Raw genomic sequence first — 10273 nt, forward strand, 5'->3', positions numbered from 1 at the left:
GGTCCCACCACCACGGACAGGACTAGCATGGGGGTCCGCCGGTTCCCCGAGCCGCGATCCGTAGGAGGAGGTGGAGTCATGGTCCCTGACGTTGCGCAGTGCGCCGCCCTGATCCGCCCCGCCTCCCTCCCTCTCCCGCACTAGCCGCGCCCGTGGGAGGCCCTCAGCAGAGGACCTACGTTGGACACTCTCGTGCAGTACGGCTTCACCGACCGCGTCGACGGTCTCTTCTCCTCCTTCGCACCCACAGCCGGCACACTGCCGGCCCGGGTCATCCGGGCCGATCGCGGCCGCGTCCTGCTCGCCCGGCCGCAGGGTCTCCTCCACCTCGACGGCGACGGCGGATTCGTCACCGGCGACTGGGTCGGGGTGCGGGACGACGGCGGGTCCCCGGCCGTCGTGTGTGCCCTGCCCCGCTGGTCCACCCTGCAGCGCAAGCGCGCCTTCGACCCCTCGTCCCAGGCCCAGGTCCTCGGCGCCAACATCGACCTGGTCGGCGTCGTCGTCCCCCTCGACCGGCCGCTGTCGACCAATCGACTCGAACGGACCCTCGTCGCGGCCTGGGACTCGGGTGCCGTGCCGATCGTCATCCTCACGAAGGCCGATCTGAGCACCCGGTTCGACGACGTCGTCGCCGAGACGATCGCCCGCGTGCGCGGCGTGGAGGTACTCACGACGTCGGCGGAGGCAGCCGACGGTCTCGAGGAGCTGCGCGGGCGGATCGGCACAGGGCAGACACTCGCCCTTCTCGGGCCGTCCGGCGCCGGGAAGTCGAGCCTGATCAACGCGCTCACCGGCGAGGACCGGCAGGACACGGGAGCGGTGCGGGCCGGCGACGGCCGGGGCAGGCACACGACGACGGCGCGGGAGCTGGTTCCTCTCGGCGACGGCGCCGTCGTGATGGACACGCCGGGACTCCGGGGGTTCGCCCTGTGGGACGCCGAGGACGGGCTGTCGGAGGTGTTCGGGGACATCGAGGCGCTCTTCCCCGACTGCCGTTTCCGGGACTGCGCCCACGACCGCGAACCGGGCTGCGCCGTGCACGCGGCCATCGGGTCGGGCCTGCCAGAGGAACGGCGCTGGCTCAGCTACCGGAAGATGGAGCGAGAACTCGCGAGCCTCCACCGAAGGCAGAGCGTCGCGGAGCAACGGCGACGCACGACGTCGTCCCATCGGCCGACCCGCGATGCGGGGATGGGGAAGGACGACCGGAACCGGCCTGCGGACGATCGCTGAGCGGGACGCCGTCGAACTGTACGAAGCGCGCCGAGGACGCCGTCAGGCATGCGCGGCTGCAGCCGGCTGCCGAGACGGGCAGCTCTGACATGGCAGAACCCTCCTGCCGGGGGTTCTGCTGGTCAGGAGGGTTCGGATGGAGCCCCCTGTCGGATTCGAACCGACGACCCCCGCTTTACAAGAGCGGTGCTCTGGCCAACTGAGCTAAGGAGGCGTGCTGACCTGGCCAGCGGCGCCGCCGCCCTCCCGAGGGGGAGGTGACGCCAGCGCTCAATAAGGGTAGCCCAGCCCCGGCACCGCGGGAAATCAGCCGCGCGCATCCAACTGCGCCTGGACCGCCGTCTCGAGATCCTCGACGGCGTTCGGCACCACCTCACCGTTCACGTACACGGTGGGCGTTCCGCCGACCGCCGCGGCCTGTGCTGCCTCGGTCGTGTACTTCACCCAGGGCCGGAAGGTACCGTCCTCGACGCAGGACGAGATGTCCCCCGCGCCGGCATCCGCGGCGAGCGCCACGAGGCCGTCATCGTCGAGCTCCCCCTGCTCGTAGTGCGCGAACAGCCGCTGGTTGACGTCGAAGTACACCTCGGGCGCGGAATCGGCCACACAGGCGACGGCGTTCGCAGCGCGGGAGGAGTACTCGGTGCTGCTGGTGCGGTCGAGGTAGGCCACGGTCCGGTACTCGAAGGTGATCTCGCCGCCGTCCAGCCACGAGAGGATCTGCTCGGAGTGCCGCGCCTCGAAGTCCGCGCAGTGCACGCAGTTGACGTCGACGTAGGCCACCACCTGCAAGGGGCCGTTGGTGACGGAGGTGATGCCCTCCGGCACCGTCCCCTCGGCGGCGGGCTCCCCGGGCAGGGTCGCGACGTCGACCGCGTCGGTCCCCGTCGGCGCCGTGTCCGTGCTCGACAGGAGCGTGATGCCACCCTGGGCATTGCCACCCTGTGGTGCCGGCCCGGCATCGGGGACCCGTCCTCGCACGGTGTCGACCACCACGAAGGCGATGACCGCGACGACGACGAGGGCTGCCACCACGACCCCCCACCGAGCGAGGAACCCGTTCCGGCGGTCCTTGCGCTGCTGCTCCTCGCGCGCCAGGCGCTCGCGTTCACGGCCGGCGGCGGCGCGTTCGGCTTTGGTCGGTTTGCGTGCGGGTGCGGGTGCCATCAGTCCTCTTCGTCGGCCGTGCGGTGGCGACAGTTTATCGGCCGTTGCTTCAAGCCCCCTGGGACGCCGGACCGCGGGGAGCACGACCCGATAGAGTCACAGGGAAGACCAACTACCGCGATGGAGCCCGTTTTGAGCGCAGCACAACCTTCGACCACGCCAGGGGTCATCCCGACGTTCTCCGCGGACGGCGGGTTCGGCGACTTCGACTTCATCGTCGTGTCCAACCGGCTCGCGGTGGACCGCGTCGTCGACGAGCACGGCGCCAGCGCGTGGCGCCGTTCCCCGGGCGGCCTGGTGACGGCACTGGCGCCGGTGATGGCGAAGGCCGACGGCGCCTGGGTGGGCTGGCACGGAGCTCCGGACGAGACGCTCGAGCCGTTCGACGAGGCCAACATGCGCCTCGTCCCGGTGCCGCTCAGCGCGGAGGAGGTGGAGCTGTACTACGAGGGTTTCTCCAACGCCACCCTGTGGCCGCTCTACCACGACGTCATCGCCTCCCCCGAGTTCCACCGCACCTGGTGGGATTCCTACCGCAGGGTGAACGAGCGCTTCGCGGAGGCGACCGCGTCCGTGGCAGCGGAGGGGGCGACGGTCTGGGTGCAGGACTACCAGCTGCAACTCGTCCCCCGGATGCTGCGGGAGGCCCGGCCCGATCTGAAGATCGGCTTCTTCAACCACATCCCGTTCCCGCCGCTGGAGATCTACGCACAGCTCCCGTGGCGCCGGCAGGTGATCGAGGGGCTCCTCGGCGCGGATCTGATCGGATTCCAGCGCCCCAGCGACGCGAGCAACTTCCTCCGCTGCGTGCGCCGCTTCAAGGGCTACACGATCAAGGCCCAGCAGGTGCAGGTGCCTGCAGGCGACGACGGCACGTCGGCCTACGTATCGCGGGCCGAGGCGTTCCCTATCTCCATCGACACCGCGTCCATCACCGAGCTGGCGCAGCGTCCGGACGTGATCGAGCGGTCGAAGGAGATCCGGCGCGAACTGGGCGATCCGCAGCACATCCTCCTCGGCGTCGATCGCCTCGACTACACGAAGGGCATCGGCCACCGGCTCAAGGCCTACGGGGAACTGCTCGAGGACGGCGCCATCACGGTCGAGGACGCCGCCCTCATCCAGGTGGCCAGCCCGAGCCGCGAGCGCGTGGAGCAGTACCGGATCCTGCGTGAGGACATCGAGGGTGCCGTCGGCCGGATCAACGGCACGCACGACACCATGAAGAACACCGCCATCCGGTATCTCCACCACAGCTATCCGGTGGAGGAGATGGTGGCGCTCTATCTCGCCGCCGACGTCATGCTCGTCACCGCCCTGAGGGACGGCATGAACCTCGTGGCCAAGGAGTACGTCGCCGCCCGCACCGGCAACACGGGCATGCTCGTCCTGAGCGAGTTCGCCGGAGCCGCGGACACCCTCCGCCAGGCGATCCTCGTCAACCCGCACGATATCGACGGGTTGAAGAGCGCGATCATCTCCGCCATCTCGATGCCGAAGGCGGAAGCCATGCGGCGCATGCGGCTCATGCGGCGTCAGGTGGTCCACAACGACGTCGAGCGCTGGTCGCACGCCTTCCTCGACGCCCTCCACTCCGGGAGCCCCACCGATGGTGACTGATGCCGGGCTCGGCGCAGCGCTCCGGGCCCTCTCCTCGACACCGCACCTGCTCGTCGCGCTGGACTTCGACGGCACACTCGCACCGCTGGTGGAGCGCGCCGAGGACGCCCGCGCGCTTCCGGCGTCGGCCGCGGCCCTCCGCGCGCTGGCCGCCCTCCCTGACACGACGACGGCACTCATCTCCGGCCGCGCCCTCGACAGTCTCCGGATCGTCGCGGAGCCTCCGGCCGAGACCATGCTCATCGGCAGCCATGGCGCCGAGACCTGGACCGGACCCGACGGCGCACCCCTGGCCCTCACCCCGGAACAGCAGGAGCTCCTGCGGCGAGCCGTCGACGTCGTGGAACGGACGGCGGCGGGGCATCAGGGGACCCTCGTCGAATACAAGCCGGCCGGCGTCGTCCTCCACACCAGGACCGCAGCCGACGACGTCGCCGATGCCGCAGTCGGCGCAGCGCGTACGGGGCTCGCGGAACTCGGGGAGCTGAGCATCACCGATGGGAAGCGCGTCCTCGAGATCTCGGTGGTCCGGGCGGACAAGGGCCAGGGACTCGCCCTGCTGCGGGAGGCGACGGGCGCCACGGCGGTCCTGTTCGCGGGAGACGACGTCACGGACGAGGACGCCCAGCGCACGCTCGGTCCGGGCGACGTCGGCGTGCGGATCGGGCCGGGCCCCACCGCCGCGTCCTTCACGGTCGATTCCCCGGAGGACTTCACCGCGGTCCTCGAGGAGCTGGTGGCCCTGCGGACGGCGGATGCGTCATCCCGGGGAACGTGTCATACTACGGAAGCGTGACCGACGTCACCGGTACTGCTGGCGGGTCGCGCACTCCAACTGAATATCTTTCCATTCACTACGGATCGTCGGGCACGTACCTGCCCGTGAAAAGGAACCAACACCATGGCAACGGTAACGTTTGACCAGGCCACGCGCCTATACCCGGGCACCGAGAAGCCCGCCGTCGACAAGCTGAACATCGACATCGCCGACGGCGAATTCCTCGTCCTCGTCGGACCCTCCGGCTGCGGGAAGTCCACCTCCCTGCGAATGCTGGCCGGCCTCGAGGACGTCAACTCCGGTCGCATCCTCATCGGTGACCGCGACGTCACGGACGTCCCCCCGAAGGATCGCGACATCGCGATGGTCTTCCAGAACTACGCTCTCTACCCGCACATGTCGGTCGCCGACAACATGGGCTTCGCGCTCAAGATCGCCGGTGTCTCGAAGGAAGAGCGTGCGGAGCGTGTCCGCGAGGCCGCGAAGCTCCTCGACCTCGAGGACTACCTCGACCGCAAGCCGAAGGCACTCTCCGGCGGTCAGCGCCAGCGTGTCGCCATGGGCCGTGCGATCGTCCGTAACCCGCAGGTCTTCCTCATGGACGAGCCGCTGTCGAACCTCGACGCGAAGCTGCGCGTGCAGACCCGCACCCAGATCGCCTCGCTGACCCGCCGCCTCGGAGTCACCACGGTGTACGTGACGCACGACCAGGTCGAGGCCATGACCATGGGTGACCGTGTCGCGGTCCTCAAGGACGGAATCCTCCAGCAGGTCGACACCCCCCGCAACCTCTACGAGCGCCCGAAGAACGTCTTCGTGGCCGGCTTCATCGGCTCTCCCGCGATGAACCTCCTCGAACTGCCCGTGGCCGACGGCGGCGTCCTCTTCGGTGGCATCGTCTACCCGGTCCCGAGCAGCGTCCTGGACGCGGCCGCCGGCAACACCGTCACCCTGGGTGTCCGTCCCGAGGACCTCGTCCTCAGCAGCACCGGCGAGGGCCTGCAGGTCGAGGTCGACGTCGTCGAGGAACTCGGCGCCGACGCCTACATCTACGGTCACACCACGCTCGACGGCAAGGACCACGACATGGTCGTCCGCGTCGACGGCCGCCGCCCGCCGATGAAGGGTGACAGCGTCTATGTCCGCCCCGAGCAGGGCCACGTCCACCTGTTCGACACGACGAGCGGTCTCCGCCTGGCAGAGACGATCTAGCTCCTCGCGGACTGCGCACCACGTACGACGACGGCGGTGGCTTCGCCGGGCATCCCCTGGATACCCGGCGGACGCCACCGCTTCGTTTAACGGCAACTACCCTTGAACCAGGACCATCCCAGCCCTACCTCGAAGGCAGCACCATGACAGAGACCTCGAACGCCCAGTGGCATGACGAGCCGACGGACTACGACCAGACCGGCAAGCTGCCGCGGCTGCGGCCCGCTTCGGCGGAGGCCCCGAGTCTCGGGTCCCTGAACATCACGGCGGCAGCCACCGACCCGGAACTCCTCGACCTCCCCTGGCACATCGCCCTCGAGGAGTGGCCCGCGAGTGCACTCGCCGCGCTCCCGCGCGGCATCTCCCGGCACATCGTGCGCTTCGCCCATCTCGGCGGGTCCGTGATCGCCGTCAAGGAGACCAGCGAGCACATCGCCCGCCACGAGTACCACATGCTCCGCAAGCTCCAGCGCCTGGATGTGCCGTGTGTCGAACCCGTCGCCGTCATCTCCGGCCGCACCACGCCCGAGGGGGAGGACCTCGACCCAGTCCTCGTCACCCGGCACCTCAAGTTCTCGCTGCCCTACCGTGCCCTGTTCTCGCAGACCCTCCGCCGGGACACCCTGACGCGCCTCATCGACGCACAGGCGCTGCTCCTCGTACGCCTCCACCTGATCGGCTTCTACTGGGGCGACGTCTCACTGTCGAACACGCTGTTCCGCCGTGATGCCGGTTCCTTCGCGGCCTATCTGGTCGACGCCGAGACAGGTGAGCTCTACCCGGAGCTGTCGACCGGCCAGCGGGAGTACGACCTCGAGATCGCGCGCGTGAACATCGCAGGCGAGCTGATGGACCTCGCCGAGGGCGGGCTCATCGAGGAGAAGGTGGACCCGCTCGCGACGAGCGAGCTGATCATGGACAGTTACCGCCGCCTCTGGAGCGAGCTGACCGAGAAGGAGTCCTTCGAGCTCGGCGAACGCTGGCGGGTGGGCGCTCGTATCCGACGGCTCAACGAGCTAGGGTTCGACGTCGAGGAGTACGCGATCAAGACGGCCGCGAACGGCACGCAGATCCAGCTGCAGCCCAAGGTCGTCGATGCCGGACACCACAGCCGTCGTCTGCTCCGGCTGACAGGCCTCGATGCGCAGGAGAACCAGGCGCGGCGCCTCCTGAACGACATGGACGCCTACCGCGCAGACAACAACCCCACCCTGGACGAGGAGTTCAGCGCCCACCTCTGGGTGAACGAGGTGTTCGAACCCATCGTCCGCGCCGTTCCACGCGAGCTCGGCGGGAAGCTCGAGCCCGCCGAGGTGGTGCACGAGGTGCTGGAACACCGGTGGTACATGTCCGAGCGCGAGGACCGGAACGTACCGATGGCCGAAGCCGTGCAGTCCTACCTCGACGACGAATTGCGGCACCGGCGCGACGAGGCGGAGATCATGCTGACGGCCGATGCCAGGACCATCGGCATCGACGAGGACTCGGAGTACGGGGACAACTAGGCATAAGGAAAGGACCGGCAGCACGATGGCTGCCGGTCCTTCGTCATGCTGGATCCGCTATGGGCACTCGACCGGCTGGCCCTGTACCGTGACCGGCGTACCTGTCGGCTGGCCCTCGCACGCCTGGATGATCTGCTGGGCAAGATCTGCCGCGAAGCTGGCGATCACGATGATCAGGACCGTCCAGAGAATCGTCAGGAGCGCCCCGACGATGATCCCGGCCAGGGCGAGTCCGTTGCCCATGCCGGCCTTTCGCGACTTCACGAAGGCGACGATGCTGACGATGAGGCCGATCGGCGCGAGGAAGATGGCGAGAATGAGACCGACGATCCCGAGCGTCCGGCCCGGGTTCTCTGCGGGCTGCCCCTGGTAACCCTGCTGGCCGGGGTAGTTGCCCGAGCCCGACCCGTACTGGCCCTGCTGGCCGTAGGGCGATGCAGACTGCTGTCCGTACGATCCCTCGTTCTGGCCGTACTGCGGCTGGTTCTGGCCGTACTGCGGCTGGTTCTGGCCGTATTGCGGCTGGTTCTGCTGGCCGTAGGGCGAGTTGCCCTGCGATCCGGGATTGTTGTCAGACATGCTGCCCCCAGGGGAAGAGATGGAAAAAGACGGAGTTTTCCGGCAATTTCTTGAACAGTATCACTGGGCGACAGGCGGCATCCGGAACTGCGGCGCAACAATCAGGAGACGATCGCCTTCCCCGGATTCAGGATGCCGAGCGGATCGAAGACCTGCTTGATCCGCGCCTGCAGCTCCAGGATCTCCGACGACTGTTCCCAGGCCAGCCACCTGCGCTTGTACTGCCCGACGCCGTGTTCGCCCGTGATCGTCCCGCCGAGGTCGAGGGCACGCCGCACCGACTCGTCCAGCGCATCCTCGAGCCGCTGCCGTGCCTGCTCCCCCTCGCTGCGCTCCACCCAGAACGTCGGGTGGAGGTTGCCGTCCCCGGCGTGGGCGACCACCTTCAGCCGGACCCGATGGCGCACGGCCATCGCCTCCAGATCGGCCACATAGTGGACCAGTCGGGACTTGGGCACCGCGACGTCCTCGCCCACCCGGTACAGGTCGTCGACTTCGTCCCCGCGGCTGTGCCGCCGCAGGTCCACGAGGCGGTCGGCCTCATCCGACCCTTCGTCGCTGACGCTCGCTCCCAGCGCGGCCAGGGCCGATCTGATGGCCTCGGCCTCGGCTGCCGCCCCGTAGCCGTCGGTCCGGACAAGGAGGAGTGACCCACCCCGTCGCCGGAGGTCCGAGCCGTGGGCGCCGTCGAGCGCTTCGAGGGTACGACCATCGAGGAGCTCGAGGATCGCGGGCTGCACACGGGCACGACCTATCGCGAGGACGCCGGCCGCTGCCTGCGGGAAGTCGTCGAAGAAGGCCGCCAACGTGTGCACCTCGCGCGGCAGGTACCGCAATCGGACTGTGATGCCCACGATCACTCCCAGTGTCCCCTCGGATCCGGTCATGAGGGCGGTCAGGTCGTATCCCGCAACACCCTTGAACGTCCGGTGCCCCGTCGAGACGAGGGTGCCGTCGGCGAGGACGACGTCGAGGGCGAGGACCGAGTCCCGGGTCACGCCGTACTTGGCGCAGCGGAGCCCCCCGGCATTCGTCGCGACATTCCCACCGATGGTCGACCAGCGGTAACTCGCCGGGTCCGGGGCGTACATCAGGCCGTGCTCTGCGACAGCCGCGTTGAGGTCGGCATTGATCACGCCCGGCTCGACGACGGCGGTCTCGTCGTCGGGGTTCACCTCGACGATCCTGGTCATGAGTTCGAGCGACAGGACCACGCTGCCCGGCGTCGCGTGCGCTCCGCCGGAGACGCCGGAGCCGGCACCACGGCTGACGACGGGCACAGTGTGGCGGGTGGCCCATCGCAGCAGTGCCTGCACGTCCTCGACGGAACGCGCTCGGACGACCGCGCTGGGCAGGGTGGGGTGCAGGACCGGCCCCTGATCACGGGAGTATCCCAGCAGGTCGGCGGACGTCGTCGACACGCGACCGGGCAGGGCCGCCGTCAGCTCATCGAGGAGCGAGGCGTGCATCATGATCCCCCCATGAAGCGCCGGTACCGAGCGAGCGTGTCGGGCCAGAATCTCGTGTAGAACTCGTAGAGGTCCTGCGGATCCGCGGCCGTCCAGCCGCTGTGGATCAGTGTCAGGCGCGTTCCGGCCGGTGCGTCGTCCGTTCGGCCGTCCCCAGCGGTGCGGTCTCCACCCGGGCGGTCCAGCGCGTCTTCGACGTCCTCCGCCATCTCCATCCGCACCTGCGTGGCCGACGTGGAGCCGACGTGCTTCCAGCGAAGCTCGAGCCATTGTCCTGGCTGCCCGTCGACCATCTCACCCCAGACGTTCTCGTCATCCTGCGACGACGTCTCCACGAGGGCGTTGTCCTCCAGATCGAAGAAACTGTCCTCTCCCCATCGGCTCAGCTCCCCCGCGGGCCACCACAGATGTAGGTGCTCGGTCAGTCCGGCCCAGGCATGATCACGGGGAGCCGGCACGGCGACTTCCACGTGCAACGCCGCCCGCTCGGCCGGCTCCGTCGCCGAAGAGGGGTGTGAGAACAATCCACTCATGGTTCGACCCTACCGCTGTGGCTGGATGCCCCGTGCCGGCCCGGCGCCATCGGGGTGTGTGGTTTTAAGTGGGGAAGGCCCCGCACCTGGTGGTGCGGGGCCTTCCCGTTGGAGTGTTGTCCGGCGGTGTCCTACTCTCCCACACTCTCTCGGGTGCAGTACCATCGGCGCTGT

9 protein-coding genes and 1 tRNA gene are annotated in these 10273 nt (G+C 68.9%); 5 read left to right on the top strand and 5 right to left on the bottom strand.

The genetic code is table 11. The annotated features are described in order from the left end of the window. Positions 1-180: 180 nt before the first annotated feature. Complete coding sequence (gene rsgA, locus ACX80L_RS16995; protein WP_459291219.1) at positions 181-1236, top strand: ribosome small subunit-dependent GTPase A; 1056 nt, start codon at positions 181-183, stop codon at positions 1234-1236. Positions 1237-1373: 137 nt separating this feature from the next. Here the strand turns inward: rsgA and ACX80L_RS17000 are convergent. Continuing rightward, a tRNA-Thr gene (locus ACX80L_RS17000) sits at positions 1374-1450 on the bottom strand. Positions 1451-1542: 92 nt separating this feature from the next. Continuing rightward, positions 1543-2403, bottom strand: coding sequence for a DsbA family protein (locus tag ACX80L_RS17005; RefSeq protein WP_459269518.1), 861 nt, complete (start codon positions 2401-2403; stop codon positions 1543-1545). A 120-nt stretch (positions 2404-2523) separates the two neighbouring features. Here ACX80L_RS17005 and ACX80L_RS17010 point away from each other — a divergent pair, with 120 nt between their 5' ends. The 4 genes from ACX80L_RS17010 (at position 2524) to ACX80L_RS17025 (ending at position 7518) form a co-directional block, all read left to right on the top strand. After that, on the top strand, positions 2524-4023 hold the full coding sequence (locus ACX80L_RS17010) for a trehalose-6-phosphate synthase (protein ID WP_133083132.1): 1500 nt from the start codon (positions 2524-2526) through the stop codon (positions 4021-4023). Further along, on the top strand, positions 4013-4819 hold the full coding sequence (otsB, locus tag ACX80L_RS17015; protein ID WP_208740547.1) for a trehalose-phosphatase: 807 nt from the start codon (positions 4013-4015) through the stop codon (positions 4817-4819). The genes ACX80L_RS17010 and otsB overlap by 11 nt, the downstream gene beginning before the upstream one ends. Before the next feature lie 105 nt (positions 4820-4924). Next, positions 4925-6013 carry an ABC transporter ATP-binding protein gene (locus ACX80L_RS17020; protein WP_459291222.1) on the top strand — a complete coding sequence of 363 codons (1089 nt, stop codon included), beginning with the start codon at positions 4925-4927 and terminating at the stop codon, positions 6011-6013. A gap of 143 nt (positions 6014-6156) precedes the next feature. Further along, on the top strand, positions 6157-7518 hold the full coding sequence (locus ACX80L_RS17025) for a DUF4032 domain-containing protein (RefSeq protein WP_208740546.1): 1362 nt from the start codon (positions 6157-6159) through the stop codon (positions 7516-7518). A gap of 57 nt (positions 7519-7575) precedes the next feature. On the opposite strand, the gene ACX80L_RS17030 is transcribed toward ACX80L_RS17025, so the two are convergent. The 3 genes from ACX80L_RS17030 to ACX80L_RS17040 all read right to left on the bottom strand — a co-directional run bounded on the left by ACX80L_RS17030 (position 7576) and on the right by ACX80L_RS17040 (position 10099). After that, on the bottom strand, positions 7576-8097 hold the full coding sequence (locus ACX80L_RS17030) for a DUF4190 domain-containing protein (RefSeq protein WP_133083128.1): 522 nt from the start codon (positions 8095-8097) through the stop codon (positions 7576-7578). Positions 8098-8198: 101 nt separating this feature from the next. Further along, the gene (locus tag ACX80L_RS17035; protein ID WP_459291226.1) at positions 8199-9566 is read right to left on the bottom strand and encodes an FAD-binding oxidoreductase; all 1368 of its coding nucleotides are present in this window, start codon (positions 9564-9566) and stop codon (positions 8199-8201) included. Next, positions 9566-10099: an SRPBCC family protein gene (locus ACX80L_RS17040; protein ID WP_459291224.1), complete on the bottom strand. Its 534-nt coding sequence runs from the start codon at positions 10097-10099 to the stop codon at positions 9566-9568. The genes ACX80L_RS17035 and ACX80L_RS17040 overlap by 1 nt, the downstream gene beginning before the upstream one ends. Positions 10100-10273 lie beyond the last annotated feature (174 nt).

Source organism: Arthrobacter sp. MDT1-48-3, from assembly GCF_054511015.1.

What these genes read in the sequence shown, in the direction of transcription:
- ACX80L_RS17005 (WP_459269518.1), bottom strand. Translation starts at nt 2,403, where the DNA reads ATGGCACCCGCACCCGCACGCAAACCGACCAAAGCCGAACGCGCCGCC.
- ACX80L_RS17010 (WP_133083132.1), top strand. Translation starts at nt 2,524, where the DNA reads ATGGAGCCCGTTTTGAGCGCAGCACAACCTTCGACCACGCCAGGGGTC.
- otsB (WP_208740547.1), top strand. Translation starts at nt 4,013, where the DNA reads ATGGTGACTGATGCCGGGCTCGGCGCAGCGCTCCGGGCCCTCTCCTCG.
- ACX80L_RS17020 (WP_459291222.1), top strand. Translation starts at nt 4,925, where the DNA reads ATGGCAACGGTAACGTTTGACCAGGCCACGCGCCTATACCCGGGCACC.
- ACX80L_RS17025 (WP_208740546.1), top strand. Translation starts at nt 6,157, where the DNA reads ATGACAGAGACCTCGAACGCCCAGTGGCATGACGAGCCGACGGACTAC.
- ACX80L_RS17030 (WP_133083128.1), bottom strand. Translation starts at nt 8,097, where the DNA reads ATGTCTGACAACAATCCCGGATCGCAGGGCAACTCGCCCTACGGCCAG.
- ACX80L_RS17035 (WP_459291226.1), bottom strand. Translation starts at nt 9,566, where the DNA reads ATGCACGCCTCGCTCCTCGATGAGCTGACGGCGGCCCTGCCCGGTCGC.
- ACX80L_RS17040 (WP_459291224.1), bottom strand. Translation starts at nt 10,099, where the DNA reads ATGAGTGGATTGTTCTCACACCCCTCTTCGGCGACGGAGCCGGCCGAG.